This is a genomic window from Nocardia sp. MDA0666, assembly GCF_003023875.1.
GTDB classification, from domain to species: Bacteria; Actinomycetota; Actinomycetes; order Mycobacteriales; family Mycobacteriaceae; genus Nocardia; species Nocardia aobensis.
In genome coordinates this window covers 786541-802731 of the sequence record NZ_PYHT01000001.1, presented here as the reverse complement: position 1 = coordinate 802731, position 16191 = coordinate 786541, and the positions used below count along the sequence as shown (strand labels likewise).

Here is a 16191-nt window from a genome sequence, read left to right as displayed (position 1 = left end):
GGGGTCATGGCCGTGCAATCAGGGGTCTATCGCGGAGCGACCGCCGCCGAACGGGCCACCGAACGCCGGTCGCGCCTGCTGGACGCGGGTCTCACGGTGTGGGCCGAGGCGGGAACCCGGACGACGATGACCGCGGTCTGCGCCGAAGCCGGACTCAGCGAGCGCTACTTCTACGAGAGTTTCACCGGACTCGACGCCCTGCTCGAAGCCGTCCTGAACCAGATCGCCGTCGAAATCGAGGACACCAGCCGCAGCGCCGCCGAGGCTGCCGGAGACGATCCGGAAGCGCGCATGCGGGCATCGATCGGCGCGTTCGTGCGGCTGCTGGTCGAGGATCCGCGCAAGGGTCGAGTCGCGATCGTCGAATCGGTGGCATTTCCCCATTTGCGCAGGCGCCGTACCGAATTGCTGCGGCACCTGGCGCACGAGTCGGCCCTCGAAGTACGAACGTGGCTCGGCGATTCCGGCCGCAGCCGGGCCGCCGACGAAACCTCCGGTCTGCTGTTCATCGGCGGTATGGCCGAACTGGTCACCGCCTGGCTCGACGGCGCCATCGAGGTGAGCGCCGAGGAGATGGTCGAGGCCGCGTGCCGGGCACTGCGCGGTCTCTATCGCTGAATGCCGGTGGTGAGGATGGTCGCGAGTTCACGGTAGGCGTCGGCGTCGTCGAGGCCGGTTTCGGTGCGGACGCCGCCCTGCTGGATGCGCACCATCATGGTCGCGGCGAGGTCCGCGGCGAAAGCGGCGTGGACTTCCCGGAATTCGCCGGCCGCGACGCCGTCGTCGACGAGTTCGCGGACTCGTCTCGCGGCGAGGCGGGTGTTCTGCTCGTACACCTCTCGGGACGGTGCGAAGGCGTCCAGGTCGGTCATGAACTGCTGGGATGCGGCGCCGAGGACGGTTCCGACGGCTGACAGGTAGGCGATGATGCGTTCGCGGGCCCCGGTGGTGGTAGCGATGCGCAGTTCGACATCGTCGGTGGCGCGGCGGAAGAAGTGCACGGTGGCGGCGCGGACCAGTTGTTCTTTACTGCCGGCCAGTGTGTAGAGCGTGCTCTTGGAACACCGCAGCCGCGAGGCGATCTCGTCGAGGGTCAGATGCGCGAAGCCCTCGGTCAGGAAGAGGTCGACAAGCGCGTCGAACAGTTCGGTACGCCGCCGGGTACCGAAACCGCCACGAGTCGTCTGCGTCATGCCTGAATAGTACTCAAAAGAGTCTTGCAGTACTGTCCGCCGGACAGTACTCTGGCTGATAACAGAGTACTGCCATGCGTGGCCGAGAGGGAGGATGTCGTGGCTGTCGATCGATTGCTGCCCACCGACGAGGCGCACGAGCTGATCCAGCTCACCCGTGACATCGCGGACAAGGCGCTCGCGCCGATCGTCGATGAGCACGAGCGGTCGGAGTCGTATCCGAGCGGTGTATTCGCCACGCTCGGCGAGGCGGGGTTGCTGAGTCTGCCGTATCCGCAGGAGTGGGGCGGTGGCGGTCAGCCCTACGAGGTGTATCTGCAGGTGCTCGAGGAGATCGCGGCGCGGTGGGCGGCGGTCGCGGTCGCGGTGAGCGTGCACAGCCTCGCGTGTCATCCGCTGATGATGTTCGGGACCGAGGAACAGCAGCGCCGATGGTTACCGGAGATGCTGGGCGGCACGACAATCGGCGCCTACAGCCTGTCCGAGCCGCAAGCCGGATCCGACGCCGCGGCGGTGGCGTGCAAGGCCGTGCCCGCCGACGGCGGGTATCGGCTCAACGGCACCAAGGCTTGGATCACCCACGGTGGTGTCGCGGATTTCTACAACGTCTTCGCGCGGACCGGTGACGGGTCGCGCGGGATTTCGTGCTTCCTGGTGCCGAAGGACCTCGAGGGTCTGAGTTTCGGCAAGCCCGAGGAAAAGATGGGCCTGCACGCGGTGCCGACGACCACCGCGCATTTCGACGACGCGTACCTGCCCGCGGAGCGGCGGATCGGCGCCGAGGGGCAAGGTCTCCAGATCGCTTTGAGCGCACTGGATTCCGGGCGCTTGGGGATCGCCGCGGTGGCGACGGGGTTGGCGCAGGCCGCGCTCGACGAGGCCGTCGGTTACGCCAAGGAGCGCAGCACCTTCGGTAAGAAAATCATCGATCATCAGGGCCTGGGATTCCTGCTCGCCGATATGGCCGCCGCCGTCGACTCGGCCCGGGCCACCTACCTCGACGCCGCGCGGCGTCGCGATGCCGGACGGCCCTATTCGCGGCAGGCCTCGGTCGCCAAGCTGGTGGCCACCGATGCCGCGATGAAAGTGACCACCGACGCGGTGCAGGTCTTCGGGGGCTACGGCTACACCCGGGACTTCCGCGTCGAGCGGTACATGCGAGAAGCCAAGATCACCCAGATCTTCGAGGGCACCAACCAGATTCAGCGTCTGGTCATCAGCCGCTCACTCGCGAAGTAGCCGCCACGGACCCGGTCGGCGCTATCGGCCGGTGAAGAACTGCCAGATGACGGTGGCGGCGTCGAATTGACGGCTGACCTTGCCGATGAGAACGTCCGGCAGATATTGCGGGCCGCCCGGCCAGGTGTGGCCGCCGTTGTCGATCGAATACGCCGCTACCCGAGTGCCGTCGGCGCACGCGGCTGTCGCGGTGCGGACGGTGGTTCCGTCGTCGACGACAGTCGGCAGTTCGGCAGTCGTGACGGAGCCGCACCGGTTTTTCGTGCGCCACAGTTCCTGGGTGGCGTCGACGGACAGGACGGGGCTGGTGCCGGGGCCGAGGCGGCCGGAGGTCATCCGCACGACTCCGCCGTCGTAGGGGACGACCGGATCTGCGGTGCCGTGGATTTCGAGCACCGACAGCGGGTGCGCGGGGGCGCAGTCGGCGGCATCGGCGACGGGAAGGGGTCCGGCGACCGGCGCGATGGCCGCGATCTTCGCAGAGAGCCGGCAGCCGAGGTACTCGGTGAACATCGCGCCGTTGGACAGGCCGGTGGCATAGACGCGGTTCGGATCGACGTCGTCGTCGGCGACGAGGCGGTCGATGATCGCGGAGACGAAGGCGACATCGTCGATCCGCTTCGCGCCCGCGGTGGTGTCCGCGCCGCGGCCGTCGTTCCAGCTCTTGTCGGAGCCGACGGGGTACACGGCGACGAAACTCTCGGTGTCGGCCAGGGTATCGAAACCGGTTGTGGCGGCCATGTTTTCGGCCGACCCGCCGCCGCCGTGGAAGATCAGGACGGCCGGTCGTTTCCCCGGCCCGGGCGATGACGGTTCGTGGATCAGATACTGCCGTGGCAGGCCGCTCGACTCCACTGTGACCGTCCGGTCTCCGGCCGGAGCGGCGTGTAACGGAGCGCATCCACTCACCGCGGCGATCAGACCGGCTGCCGCGACGAAGGCCGGGACCGGTGCGAATCGCTTACCCATCGCACAACGGTAAACCGGATCCGCGGCGTCTTCATCACGCGGCGCTGAGGATCACCTGAAATCGCGGTGACTGCGGGACGTATCGCGACGCGGAGCTCGCCCGACGGCACCTCCGGCAACCGAGCGCCGACTGCGACGATGATCGGATCATGATCAGGCCGAAAGTGATCCTCAGCCGGGCGATGGAGGCAGGGCTGGTGGTGGTCGGGCTGGCCGTGTTGTGGGCCGGCGACCCGAACGACTGGCTCGTGGTCTGGGACGTTCTGGCGGCCGTATACGTCGTGATCTGGGCGGTGCGGCTGCTGCGGAACCGGCGCGAGGACGACCCCGAGGAATGGCTCGCCGAGGTGCAGGGCAACTGGGCGGCGCTGTTGGCGATCGGGTTGGCCAGTGCGGTCGGGCTGGTCGCGGTCGTATCGATGATCGCGGATGTCGACGAGAAATTCGGGGCAGCCGCGAAAGCCGTTTCGGCCGTCGCGGCCCTGCTGGCCTGGTTTCTGCTGCACCTGGGCTTCGCCGAACAGTATGCGCGGACCTATTACGCGCTGTTGCCGGACCGCACGCTGGCGTTCCCGGGATCGGAGCAACCGAATCTGCTGGATTTCGCCTACTTCGCGTTCACCATCGGAGTGTCCTTCGCGGTCTCCGATGTCGAGACCCACCATCGGGACATCCGCGTACAGGTTCTGGTGCATTCGGTGCTCGGCTTCTTCTACAACGCTGCGGTCATCGGAGTCGCGGTCGGGGTGGTGACCGGTGGGCGGTGACTACCCCGACCGCACGAATCTCAGCGCCGAAGCAGAGCGTGGTTGCCGCCGAAATCCTCGACCGCTTCGATTCCTGAGGTCCTGCGGCCTTAAGACGCCGGCCAGATCCCCCGCAACCGCGCGGCGGCGACCGTGCTCTGGCGTAGTCCCGCTTCGTAGGCGGGGCGCAGAGCGGCCGGGTCGAAGACGTCCGCACCTGTGACGGCGATGGCTTGCGCGTCCGGAGAAATGGAAACCGTTGTGGCCGAGGCGAGTTCGTCGTCGGTGTCGGCTCGTGGGTAGAGGTGGGCGCCGGGTTCCAGGATCACGATCGTCTCGGCGCCGGCCGCGAGGTCGGCATTGATCGGGGAGCGTACGCCGCCGTCGGCGTAGTGGCCGCCGTCGATCGGGATCGGCGGGAAGACTCCCGGCACCGCCGTGCTCGCCGCGACTGCCTCGGCCACGGACGCCGCGTCGGTTCGGGTCCACGCGCGCAGGTCGCCGGATTCGGCGTCGACCGATGTGATGACCAGATCGCGGTCCGGCCAATGCGGCATCGCCAGCAGGGCGTCCATTCGCGCGACATGTTCGGCGGCGTCGGCGGGGACGGCCGGGGTGGATTCCTGCCCCGGCGCGGGCGGGGTGAGCAAGCGGGCGACGTCGCCGCCGTCGGCGAGTACCGCGGCGACGACCGCGCCGGCGGAGGTGCCGACGACACGGTCCGCACAAGCGAGGTCGATCCCGGCTTCCCGCAGGCCGACCAGCAGCCCGACCGTCCACACGGTGCCGACCGTTCCGCCTCCGCCCAGTACGAGCGCGGACCGAAAACTGTTGGGCGGCAGAGCGGAAGTCACGCGCCGAGCCTACCGGCGACCCGCAGGGCGGTGCTCCCACAGCCGAGACGACCGGATGGTCCTGGTGAGCGGGTTGTGCGGGAAAGTTGCCGGAGTACGCTGAGTGGGTCGGCCTTCGATGAATCGGCCTCTCGATGAATCGAGACAACTCATGCACGAGCTGGCAATCGCGCAGGGGATCGTGAGCGGCGCGTGTGAACACGCTGCCGGGCGGCGGGTGTACCGCGTGACCGTTGCGATCGGGATGCTCTGCGCGGTGGTCCCGGATGCCTTGCACTTCTGTTTCGGCCTCGCGGCCGAAGGCACTCTCGCCGAGGGCGCGGAACTCGTCGTCGAGGAAATTCCGGGCCGGGCGCGCTGCCGCACCTGCGGCGCCGAATTCGGTCTGCCCGATCTGATCCCGCTGTGCGCCTGCGGCAGCGCCGACGTCGACATCCGCGCCGGGCGGGAGCTGCGAATCCGCTCCATGGAGGTGAGTGAGACATGTGCGCAACCTGCGGATGCGGCGGCGACGACACCCAGGCGGTGATCACCGGTCCGCACGAGCACGACCATCCGCACGACCACGACCACGACCACGACCACGGGCACGATCACGATCACGGCCACGCGCATGACCACGGCGACGGGCACGCGCATGACCACGGCGACGGGCACGCGCACGGTCACGGCGACGGGCACGCTCACGATCACGACGACGCACACCCGCACGACCACGGCGACGCACACCCGCACGACCACTCCCACCCGCACGAGCACGGCGGTCCGCCGACCGAGACGGTGACTCTGGAACAGAAGGTGCTGGCCAAGAACGATCAACTGGCACAAGACAATCGGCGCTGGCTGGCCGAGCGGGACATCCTCGCCCTGAATCTGACCAGTTCGCCGGGCGCGGGCAAGACGACGCTGCTCGAACGCACCATCCGTGAATGCCCGGGCATGCCGATCGCGGTCATCGAGGGCGACCAGGAGACCCTGCTGGACGCGCGGCGGATCGAATCCACCGGCTGCCCCGTGGTGCAGATCAACACCGGCGCCGGCTGTCATCTCGACGCCCAGATGACTCGCGGCGCACTCGAATCACTGCACCCGGCGCGCGAGAGTGTGGTCCTGATCGAGAATGTCGGCAATCTGGTGTGCCCCGCCCTGTTCGACCTCGGCGAGCGCGCGAAAGTCGTCATCGTCTCGGTGACCGAGGGAACCGACAAGCCGTTGAAGTATCCCCACATGTTCGCCGCGGCCGGCCTCGTACTGATCAACAAGATCGATCTGCTGCCCTATGTCGACTTCGATCTCGCCACCTGTACGCGCTACGTCCGGACGATCAATTCCGGGGTGACGGTGCTCCCGGTGTCCGCGACGAGCGGAGAGGGCCTCGGTGACTGGTACGGCTGGCTCGCCGGGCAACGCTCGTCGGTAGCCGCCGCACCCATTGAGGTTCATTTGACGCGAGACTAATATCTGTGTGGTCTGTATCACAGATTGAGACGGCTTCGAGCCGGATCGGCCAGCCCCCGCCCGGCTCGGGAAGGCGGCGTTCATGCCAACCCAGGAAGCAGTTCGGGCCGAAGAGACGCTGATACACGTCCTGTGGATCAACGCGGGCCTCAGTTGTGACGGTGATTCGGTGGCGTTGACTGCCGCCACCCAGCCCAGTGTCGAGGAAATCGCGCTCGGAGCGCTTCCCGGCCTGCCCAAGATCGCCGTACATTGGCCGCTGATCGATTTCGAATGCGGTCCGAACGGGGGAGCCGACGACTTCCTCGAATGGTTCTTCAAGGCCGACCGCGGCGAACTCGAACCTTTCGTTCTGGTGGTCGAAGGTTCGATCCCGAACGAGCAATTGCACGAGGACGGGTACTGGTGCGGTTTCGGCAACAACCCGGAGACGAATCAGCCGATGACCACCAGTGAATGGCTCGACCGGCTGGCGCCCAAGGCCACCGCGGTCGTGGCGGTCGGCACCTGCGCCACCTACGGTGGCATTCACGCGATGGCCGGCAACCCCACCGGAGCGATGGGAGTTCCGGATTATCTCGGCTGGGATTGGACGTCCAAGGCCGATATTCCGATCGTCTGTGTGCCCGGATGTCCGATCCAGCCGGACAATCTCTCCGAGACGCTGACCTATCTGCTGTACATGGCCACCGGCCAGGCGCCGATGATTCCGCTCGACGAAGCGCTGCGCCCGAAATGGTTGTTCGGTGCCACCGTGCACGAGGGTTGCGATCGCGCCGGATACTACGAACAGGGCGAATTCGCCGAGGAATACGGTTCCACGAAATGCATCGTGAAATTAGGATGCTGGGGCCCGGTGGTGAAATGCAATGTGCCCAAACGTGGTTGGCTCAACGGTGTGGGCGGCTGCCCGAATGTCGGCGGCATCTGCATCGGTTGCACCATGCCGGGATTCCCGGACATGTTCATGCCGTTCATGGACGAACCGCCCGGCGGGAAACTCTCGTCCACCGCGTCGGGGCTGTACGGATCGGTGATCCGCAGCCTGCGCCACATCACCGGCCGCACGGTCGACAAGGAGCCGCACTGGCGGCACAAGGGGGAGAAACTCGATACGGGCGCGACTCGCACCTGGTAGGAGAATCTCGCGATGACACAGATCATCCCGGAGGCGTCGCACAAGACGATCGAGCCGGATTCGCTCGTCGAAATGGCGTGGGATCCGATCACCCGGATCGTCGGCAGCCTCGGTATCTACACGAAAATCGATTTCGAGAACCGGGAAGTGGTCGAGTGTCACAGCACGTCGTCCATCTTCCGTGGCTATTCGATATTCATGCGCGGCAAGGATCCGCGGGATGCGCACTTCATCACCAGCCGCATCTGCGGAATCTGCGGTGACAACCACGCCACCTGTTCGTGCTACTGCCAGAACATGGCCTACGGCGTGAAGCCGCCGCATCTGGGCGAGTGGATCGTCAATCTGGGCGAGGCCGCGGAATACATGTTCGACCACAACATCTTCCAGGAGAATCTGGTCGGAGTGGACTTCTGCGAGAAGATGGTCGCCGAGACCAATCCGAGTGTCCTCGACGCCGCCCGCAAGGCCGAGGCGCCGCACGCCGCGATGCACGGCTATCGCACCATCGGCGACATCATGGAAGCGCTCAATCCCTTCACCGGTGAGTTCTACCGCGAGGCGTTGCAGGTGAGCCGGTATACGCGAGAGATGTTCTGCCTCATGGAAGGCCGGCACGTGCATCCCTCGACGCTGTATCCCGGCGGCGTCGGCACGGTCGCCACGGTCCAATTGATGACCGATTACATGTCGCGGCTGATGCGTTACGTCGAATTCATGAAGAAGGTCGTGCCGATGCACGACGACCTGTTCGACTTCTTCTACACCGCCGTGCCCGGATACGAGCGGGTCGGGCTGCGGCGCACTCTGCTGGGATGCTGGGGCTCGTTCCAGGATCCCGAGATCTGCAATTTCGAGTACAAGGACATGGAGGACTGGGGCCGGCGGATGTTCGTGACGCCGGGTGTGGTGGTGGACGGCAAACTCGTCACCACCTCGCTGCTCGACATCAATCTAGGGCTCCGAATCCTTTTGGGCAGTTCGTATTACGACGACTGGACCGATCAGGACATGTACGTGAAGACCGATCCGCTGGGCAATCCGGTGGACCGGCGCCATCCGTGGAATCAGCACACCAATCCGAAGCCGCAGAAACGCGACCTCGACGACAAGTACAGCTGGGTGATGTCACCGCGCTGGTTCGACGGCAAGGACCATCTGGCCCTCGACACCGGCGGCGGCCCGCTGGCCCGATTGTGGTCGACGGCGCTGGCCGGTCTGGTCGACATCGGCTACGTGCGCTCGACCGGGCACAGCGTGCAGATCAACCTGCCCAAGACGGCGCTGAAGGGGCCCGTCGAACTCGAATGGAAGATTCCGGAGTACGGCAGCAACACCATCGAACGCGATCGCGCCCGGACCTACTTCCAGGCGTACGCGGCAGCCTGCGCATTGCATTTCGCCGAGAAGGCGCTCACAGAGATCCGGGCCGGGCGGACCAAGACGTGGGAGCATTTCGACGTGCCCGACGAGGGGATCGGCTGCGGGTTCACCGAGGCCGTGCGCGGCGTGCTGTCGCATCACATGGTGATCCGCGACGGCAAGATCGCGAACTACCACCCCTATCCGCCGACGCCGTGGAATGCCAGCCCGCGCGACAGCTTCGGCACGCCGGGGCCCTACGAGGACGCGGTACAGGGACAACCGATCTTCGAGGAGAACGACCGCGAGCACTTCAAGGGCATCGACATCATGCGCACGGTGCGCAGCTTCGATCCCTGCCTGCCCTGCGGTGTGCACATGTACCTCGGAAAGGGCACGACCCTGGACCTGGTGCATTCACCGGCACAGATATCGACCGCCGAATAACCGGAGATCCGGTACCGACGGCAGGAGGAGGCGGTATCCACGCGTCCTGACGGTGAGTCCGCGGCGACGGTCGGCGACGACCGGTGGCGCAGCGCGGGTGATCGCATCGAGACACTGCTCGATGCCAGTTCCGCGGGTGGTGCGGTGGCCCGGGAACGGGCCGAGGCACTGGTCGGCGAGGTGGTCGATCTGTACGGCGCCGGACTGCGGCGCATCCTCGCCGTCCTCGACGACGCCACGGTGCAGCGACTGCTCGCCGACGATCTGGTCGCCAGCCTGCTGCTGGTGCACGGCCTGCATCCCCACGACGTGCGGACCCGGGTCGCCGGCGCGCTCGACAGCGTGCGGCCGTATCTGGGATCGCACGGCGGCGATGTGCGCTTGCTCGAGGTCGGCGAGGATGCGGTGGTCCGGCTGGAGCTGACCGGGAGTTGCCGCAGTTGCCCGTCGTCCTCGGTGACACTGGAATTGGCGGTGGAGGACGCCGTGCGCGCCGCCGCACCGGAGATCACCGCGATCGAGGTGGTCGCCGCCGAGGCGGCCGCCGACACGGCGGTGATCGCCCCGGAGACGCTGTTCGCGCACGTGCGCTCCGGCGGAAACTGGATCGGCGCACCGGAATTGGCTGATTTGGCCGCCGGTGAGGTCGGCGGCTTCGCCCTGGGCGGGCTCACGGTACTCGCCTGCCGGGTCGGCGACGAGATCTACGTCTACCGCGATCACTGCCCGAACTGTGACCGGTCGCTGGCCGGCGCGGTTCTGCACCGCGGGGTCCACGGCGACCCGGTGCTGCGCTGTCCCGGGTGCCGCGCCCATTTCGACATCGTCCACGCCGGTGCCCGCCTCGACGGGAGCGGACATCTCGAGCCGCTGCCGGTTCTGGTGCGCGACGGCGAACTGTCGGTGGCGATTCCGGTGGGGGTGGGCGGATGAATCCGACCGTGCGCGCACTGCGCCGCCTCGCGGCCGAACGCCCTCCGGCGCCGGTGGCGGGGGAGCGGTGCGAGATGTGCGCCGAACCCGTCGGCGCGGCGCATCAGCACGTCGTCGACACCGAGAGCCGGCACATGTTGTGCGTGTGCCGGGGTTGCTATCTGCTGTTCACCGATCGGGCCGCGGCACTGCGTTACCGGGCGGTGCCGCAGCGGTACGTCTCGTTCCCTGATTTCCGGATGAGCCTGCCGGAATGGGACGGCCTCGAGATTCCGGTCGGACTGGCCTTCTTCTTCCACAGTTCGTCGGCCGGGCGCACCGTCGCGTTCTATCCGGGACCGGCCGGGGCCACCGAATCCGAACTGCCCCTGGATAATTGGCAGGCGTTCACCGAGTCGCACCCGGAATTCGGCGATCTCGCCGACGATGTCGAGGCCCTGCTGATCCAGGTTCCCGAACGCGACGCCGGCGCGGCACGCTGCCTGCTGCTGCCGATCGACGCCTGCTACGAGTTCGTGGGCCGGATCCGTTTGCTGTGGCGCGGTTTCGACGGAGGTTCGGATGTGCGCGACTACATAGCGCGATTCTTCGCCGAGATGACGGCGCGGGCCCGCGCATTCGATCCGGGAAACACGGGGGAGGCGCCGTGAGCCCCGCCTACGCCACCACCTTCGCGGTGCTCGGGATGAAGCCCGAACCATACGCGGTCACTCCGATCCTGTCCGCGCGGATCGGAATCGCCTCCGTCGGTGACGAACCCGTGCACGCCATCGCATTGCGCGCCCAGGTGCGCATCGAGCCGAACCGCCGGTCCTACACCGACGCCGAGAGCGCGGGACTGCTGGATCTGTTCGGTCCGCGCGAACGCTGGGACCACACCCAGCGCTCGTTTCTCTGGATGCACTGCGCCACAACGGTTCCCGGCTTCACCGGCGGCGCGGAGGTGGATCTGCCGATGCCGTGCACCTACGACCTCGAGGTGGCCGGATCGAAGTACCTGCACGCGCTGCGCGAGGGCGAGGTGCCGCTGCTGTTCCTGTTCAGCGGGACCGTATTCATCCGCGGCAGTCACGGGTTCGCGGTGCAGCAGATCCCCTGGGATCGCGACGACCGCTACCAGATGCCGGTCTCGGTGTGGCGTGAGCTGATGGCGGCGCACTTCCCGGCCACGGGCTGGCTGCGGCTGCACGAGGACACCTTGGCCGCCCTCGCGGCCTACAAGGGTGAGCATGGTCTGCTCGGCTTCGACGAGACGGTCGCACGGTTGCTCGCGGGCGCACAGGAGTCGGCGTGAGTACCGCGCGCTCGAGCCGAGAACGAGCCCGCGCGGTCGCCGACGCGGTGCTCTACGAGGGTTATCTGCTCTATCCGTACCGGGCCGACGCGCGAAAGAACCGGTGCCGCTGGCAATTCGGCGTCCTCGGCCCCGCCGGTGCGCACGCCTCCGGACTGGGGGAGGAGTCCGAACTCACCGGGCAGATGCCGATGGTCCCGGACGGCGACCCGGTCCTGCGGTTCACGCTCCGATTCCTGCAACTGCAGCATCGCGGTGTGCACGACCTGGACGGCACGCCCGTCGCGGAGACGAGCGTCGCGGGCGATACCTGGCCGGACTGGGACGAGGCCGTCGAACGGGAGGTCACCGTCGGACCGTGCGCCCCGGCCGACACGACGGTGCCGTTCGAGATTCCGGGAGGCCGCGAGACCGAACCCCTGCCTGATCCGGCGACCGGAGCGGCGGGCACGGTCGTGCGCACTCGCCGCCCGCTGCGCGGCGAATTGGAGCTGGCCGTCGCCATCGAGGCCGGATATCGGCTCGTGCGGGTGACCGTGCGCAACACCGGGGAACCGGCCGTCGATCGCCGCGACGCCCTGGCCCGTTCGTTGCTCGGCGCGCACGTGATCGCCGAGGCCACCGGCGCGGAATTCGTCTCGCTGCTGGAACCGCCGCCGGAGGCCGAGGCCGCCGTGGCGCGGTGCGCCCAGCATCGCTGCTTCCCGGTGCTGGCCGGACCGCCCGGTGACCGCGGCCTGATGCTGATCTCGCCGATCATCCTCTACGACCATCCCGAGATCGCCGAGCAGAGCGCGGAATCGCTCTACGACGCCACCGAGATCGACGAAATTCTCACCCTGCGCGTCATGGCCATGACCGACGAGGAGAAGGCGGCCGCGCGCGCCACCGATCCGCGCGCGGCCCGCATCGTGGACAGCTGTGACGCGATGACCGCCGAGCAGATGGCGCGACTGCACGGCGTGCTGCGCGACCCCGGCGCCGGGGAGAACCGGCTGGTGCCGGAGATCCCGCCCGGGATCGACTGGTGGGATCCGGTCGCCGACGGCGCGGTGCGGCCGGATTCGGATGCCGTGCCCATCGCCGGGACGCTGGTGCGCAAGGGGAGCCGGGTGCGGCTGCATCCGGCCCGGCGCGCCGATATCCACGACATGTTCTTCGACGGCCGCGACGCGCGGGTCACCTCGGTGCACGCCGACGTCGACGGGCGCACCCACGTCGGTGTGGTCATCGCCGACGATCCCGGAGCCGATCTGCACGAATGGTACGGGCGCTACCTGTATTTCGATCCCGACGAACTGGAGCCGCTGGACGGACCGGGCGAGTAGCGCGGCCGGAGGAAAGGACGGATGTCATGGAGACGGTGGGAATGGTGGCGACGGGAGTCGTCGCGGCGGCGGTTGTCGTCCTGGCGCTGGTCGGAATCCGCTCGATTCCGGATATGCGCCGCTATCTGCGAATGCGGCGCATGTGAGCAGCCGGGTGCTGGTCGCCGGAATCGGCAACATCTTTCTCGGCGACGACGGCTTCGGCCCCGAGGTGGTGCGGCGGATACCGCCGGACCGCGAGGACGGCGTGCGGGTGGTCGACTACGGCATCCGCGGTATGCATCTGGCCTACGACCTGCTCGATGCCTGGGATGCGCTGGTCCTCGTCGACGCGATCCCGAATCGGGGTGCGCCGGGCCGCATCGAGGTGATGCGCGCCGAACCGGGCCGGCAGGCGCCGGTGGGCCTGGACGCCCACGGGATGGATCCGGTCGCGGTGTTCGCAGGGGTCCGGGCGCTGGGCGGGGTGGTGCCACCCACCGTGGTCGTCGGCTGTCAGGTGCTGTCGACCGACGAGGGGATCGGCCTGTCCGCACCCGTGGCGGCCGCGGTGGACGAGGGCGCCGCGACCGTGGCGCGGGTGGTCGCGCAAGTGCGGATGTCGCGAACGGAGGTGTGATCGTGTGTCTCGGGATTCCGGGCCGGGTCGTGGAGATCGTCGACGGCTACGGCGGTCAGCTGGCGCTCGTCGACGTCTCCGGCGCCGAGCGCAAGGTGAATATCGGCCTGCTGGAAGACGATCCGGTGGCACCGGGGGATTGGGTGATCATCCACATGGGTCTCGCGGTCGAGCGCACCGACGAGGCGGGCGCCCGCGAGGCACTCGCCGGACTGCGACTGCTGAGCCGAGGCGAGCCGTGAGTACCGAGGCGAGGCGAGTGGTGGGTACCGAGGCGGGCCGAGCGGTGAATACCGAGGCGGGCCGAGCGGTGAAAACCGACACGGGGCGAGTAGCCGACTCCGGGCGCGCTCGGTGCCGGTTGGTGGTGCGCGGTGTGGTGCAGGGCGTCGGGTTCCGGCCCTTCGTCTACAGCACCGCCGCCGAACTCGCGCTGACCGGCAGTGTCTCCAACGACAGCGACGGAGTGATCGTCGACATCGAGGGAACACCGGGGGCGCTGGCCGAATTCACCGATCGGGTGCGCCGCCACCCGCCGCCGCTGGCGGTGGTCGACTCCGTCGAGCGCACCGATATGCCGGTGCGCGGCGGCACCGGATTCCGGATCGCCGGCACGACCCGCGGCGGCGGTCGCACCCTGGCCTCGCCCGATGTGGCGATCTGCGCCGACTGTGCACGGGAGCTGGCCGATCCGGCCGATCGCCGCTACCGGCATCCGTTCATCACCTGCACCAATTGCGGCCCCCGCTTCACGATCATCGCGAGTCTGCCCTACGACCGTGAGCGGACCTCGATGGCCGATTTCGCCATGTGCGAGCGCTGTGCGCGCGAGTACCACGATCCCGCCGACCGCCGCTTCCACGCTCAGCCGATCGCCTGCCCCGACTGCGGGCCCACCCTGCGCTACTCCGGTCCCGGCACCGGTGACCCCGTGGCCGCCGCGCGAAAGATGTTGCGCGAGGGCGCAATCGTGGCGGTCAAAGGCATCGGCGGCTATCACCTGGCCTGCGCCGCCGACGACGAGGATGCGGTGGCACGGCTGCGCGCCCGCAAACGGCGCGGCGCGAAACCTTTCGCCGTCATGGTCGCCGATCTCGCCGCGGCCCGCACCCTCGCACGTGTCGACGCGGCCGCCGCGGCGGTGCTGAGCGGGCCACAGCGGCCGATCGTGCTGCTGCCGCGCGGTGAGCGAGCACCGGCGGAATCGGTGGCGCCGGGCCTTCGCGAGCTCGGGGTGATGCTGGCCTACACGCCGCTGCATCTGCTGCTGTTCGGACTGCCCGGCGATCCGCCCGGTCCCGTCGCGCTGGTGATGACCTCGGCGAATCTCGGCGGCGAACCCCTGTGCTACACCGACGAGGACGCCGCGCGACGTCTGCCGGAACTGGCCGACGCGGTGCTGGACCACGACCGCCGCATCCTCGTGCCCTGCGACGATTCGGTCGTCCGGCTGGTCGACGGAATCGAATTGCCGATCCGGCGCTCCCGGGGATACGCGCCGCTGCCGCTGGCGCTGCCGCAGGATTCGGCGCCCGTTCTCGCGGTCGGCGCGGATGTGAAGAACACCTGCGCGGTCGCCGAGGGCCGGTATGCGTGGCTGAGTCAGCACATCGGCGATATGGACGATCTGGCCACGCTGCGCGCCTTCGGCGCGGCCGAACGCCATCTGGAGGAACTGACCGGCGTGCACCCGGCGCAGCTGGCGGTCGACGCCCATCCCGGCTATCGCTCCAGCGCCTGGGCGCGGCGCGCCGCCGCCGGGCGGCCGGTACACACCGTGCAGCATCACCACGCCCACATCGCGGCGGTGATGGGGGAGCACGGCCTGCCCGGATCGTCGACCGTCCTCGGAATCGCTTTCGACGGAACGGGTTTCGGACCGGATGGGGCGATCTGGGGCGGTGAGGTGCTGGCCGCCGGCTACAAGGGATTCCGCCGCCTGGCACATCTGGCCTACGTCCCCCTGCCGGGCGGTGACGCCAGCGTGCACCGGCCCTACCGGATGGCGCTGGCCCATCTGCACGCCGCCGGCATCGCGTGGGAGGAGTCCATCGCCTCGGTCGCGGCGTGCCCACCCGCCGAGCGCCGGGTCCTGGCCCATCAACTCGACACGGGACTGGGCTGTGTCCCGACCTCGAGCATGGGGCGGCTGTTCGACGCGGTGGCATCGCTGGCGGGTGTGCGCCACGTGGTCGACTACGAGGCGCAGGCCGCCATCGAACTGGAGGCCCGCTCGCGGGACGCGGACCCCGGGCACGGCTACCGATTCGCGCTCGGCGCACCCGACCCCGACGCCGGTGCCGTGCGAATGGATCCGGCTCCGGTGCTGGCCGCGGTGCTCGACGACATCGCGGCGGGGGCCGGGGCGGACCTCGTCGGCGCGCGCTTCCATGTCGCGGTCGCCGAACTCGTGGTCGCACTGGCGCGCCGATTCGGCGAACCGGGTGTGCCGGTGGCCCTCTCCGGTGGCGTGTTCCAGAACGCGCTGCTGCTCTCGCTCTCGCGAAACCGGCTGCGGGACGAGGGCTTTCAGGTCATCACTCATCACAGAGTGCCACCCAACGACGGCGGCCTGGCATTCGGGCAGCTGCTCGCCGCCGGGGCTCGATGA

At 68.3% G+C, this 16191-nt stretch carries 17 protein-coding genes; 14 read left to right on the top strand and 3 right to left on the bottom strand.

Features of this window, described 5'->3' with window-relative positions; genetic code table 11:
• Nucleotides 1–6: 6 nt before the first annotated feature.
• Entirely contained in the window at nucleotides 7–618 is a 612-nt protein-coding gene (locus C8258_RS03820; RefSeq protein WP_106954054.1) for a TetR/AcrR family transcriptional regulator, read from the top strand.
• Here C8258_RS03820 and C8258_RS03815 read toward each other — a convergent pair.
• Nucleotides 609–1193 carry a TetR/AcrR family transcriptional regulator gene (locus tag C8258_RS03815; protein WP_106953844.1) on the bottom strand — a complete coding sequence of 195 codons (585 nt, stop codon included), beginning with the start codon at nucleotides 1191–1193 and terminating at the stop codon, nucleotides 609–611. The genes C8258_RS03820 and C8258_RS03815 overlap by 10 nt on opposite strands.
• A 99-nt stretch (nucleotides 1194–1292) precedes the next feature.
• Here C8258_RS03815 and C8258_RS03810 point away from each other — a divergent pair, with 99 nt between their 5' ends.
• Nucleotides 1293–2432: an acyl-CoA dehydrogenase family protein gene (locus C8258_RS03810; protein WP_106954053.1), complete on the top strand. Its 1140-nt coding sequence runs from the start codon at nucleotides 1293–1295 to the stop codon at nucleotides 2430–2432.
• A gap of 21 nt (nucleotides 2433–2453) precedes the next feature.
• Here the strand turns inward: C8258_RS03810 and C8258_RS03805 are convergent, their stop codons facing one another.
• On the bottom strand, nucleotides 2454–3401 hold the full coding sequence (locus tag C8258_RS03805) for a PHB depolymerase family esterase (protein ID WP_106953843.1): 948 nt from the start codon (nucleotides 3399–3401) through the stop codon (nucleotides 2454–2456).
• Nucleotides 3402–3550: 149 nt separating this feature from the next.
• Here C8258_RS03805 and C8258_RS03800 point away from each other — a divergent pair, with 149 nt between their 5' ends.
• Nucleotides 3551–4168 carry a DUF1345 domain-containing protein gene (locus C8258_RS03800; RefSeq protein ID WP_106953842.1) on the top strand — a complete coding sequence of 206 codons (618 nt, stop codon included), beginning with the start codon at nucleotides 3551–3553 and terminating at the stop codon, nucleotides 4166–4168.
• Nucleotides 4169–4257: 89 nt separating this feature from the next.
• Here the strand turns inward: C8258_RS03800 and C8258_RS03795 are convergent, their stop codons facing one another.
• Nucleotides 4258–5001, bottom strand: coding sequence for a patatin-like phospholipase family protein (locus C8258_RS03795; protein WP_106953841.1), 744 nt, complete (start codon nucleotides 4999–5001; stop codon nucleotides 4258–4260).
• A gap of 151 nt (nucleotides 5002–5152) precedes the next feature.
• Here C8258_RS03795 and C8258_RS03790 point away from each other — a divergent pair, with 151 nt between their 5' ends.
• From C8258_RS03790 to hypF, 11 genes are all read left to right on the top strand, one after another.
• On the top strand, nucleotides 5153–5530 hold the full coding sequence (locus tag C8258_RS03790; RefSeq protein WP_036510585.1) for a hydrogenase maturation nickel metallochaperone HypA: 378 nt from the start codon (nucleotides 5153–5155) through the stop codon (nucleotides 5528–5530).
• Entirely contained in the window at nucleotides 5485–6459 is a 975-nt protein-coding gene (gene hypB / locus C8258_RS03785) for a hydrogenase nickel incorporation protein HypB (RefSeq protein ID WP_106953840.1), read from the top strand. Before C8258_RS03790 ends, hypB begins: the two co-directional genes overlap by 46 nt.
• An 82-nt stretch (nucleotides 6460–6541) precedes the next feature.
• A complete protein-coding gene (locus C8258_RS03780; protein ID WP_106953839.1) occupies nucleotides 6542–7597 on the top strand; it encodes a hydrogenase expression protein HypE in 1056 nt (351 codons plus the stop codon).
• A gap of 12 nt (nucleotides 7598–7609) precedes the next feature.
• The gene (locus C8258_RS03775) at nucleotides 7610–9406 is read left to right on the top strand and encodes a nickel-dependent hydrogenase large subunit (protein ID WP_106953838.1); all 1797 of its coding nucleotides are present in this window, start codon (nucleotides 7610–7612) and stop codon (nucleotides 9404–9406) included.
• Nucleotides 9407–9511: 105 nt separating this feature from the next.
• Complete coding sequence (locus C8258_RS03770) at nucleotides 9512–10339, top strand: NifU family protein (protein ID WP_233224872.1); 828 nt, start codon at nucleotides 9512–9514, stop codon at nucleotides 10337–10339.
• A complete protein-coding gene (locus C8258_RS03765; RefSeq protein WP_106953836.1) occupies nucleotides 10336–10989 on the top strand; it encodes a DUF5947 family protein in 654 nt (217 codons plus the stop codon). The genes C8258_RS03770 and C8258_RS03765 overlap by 4 nt, the downstream gene beginning before the upstream one ends.
• Nucleotides 10986–11633, top strand: coding sequence for a DUF6084 family protein (locus C8258_RS03760; protein WP_255420403.1), 648 nt, complete (start codon nucleotides 10986–10988; stop codon nucleotides 11631–11633). Before C8258_RS03765 ends, C8258_RS03760 begins: the two co-directional genes overlap by 4 nt.
• Complete coding sequence (locus C8258_RS03755; RefSeq protein WP_106953835.1) at nucleotides 11630–12961, top strand: hypothetical protein; 1332 nt, start codon at nucleotides 11630–11632, stop codon at nucleotides 12959–12961. The genes C8258_RS03760 and C8258_RS03755 overlap by 4 nt, the downstream gene beginning before the upstream one ends.
• 142 nt (nucleotides 12962–13103) lie before the next feature.
• Nucleotides 13104–13580 (top strand): hydrogenase maturation protease, encoded by a 477-nt coding sequence (locus C8258_RS03750; protein ID WP_106953834.1) that lies wholly within the window; start codon nucleotides 13104–13106, stop codon nucleotides 13578–13580.
• Nucleotides 13581–13582: 2 nt separating this feature from the next.
• Complete coding sequence (locus C8258_RS03745) at nucleotides 13583–13822, top strand: HypC/HybG/HupF family hydrogenase formation chaperone (protein ID WP_036510650.1); 240 nt, start codon at nucleotides 13583–13585, stop codon at nucleotides 13820–13822.
• Nucleotides 13823–13890: 68 nt separating this feature from the next.
• Nucleotides 13891–16191 carry a carbamoyltransferase HypF gene (hypF, locus tag C8258_RS03740; protein WP_106954051.1) on the top strand — a complete coding sequence of 767 codons (2301 nt, stop codon included), beginning with the start codon at nucleotides 13891–13893 and terminating at the stop codon, nucleotides 16189–16191.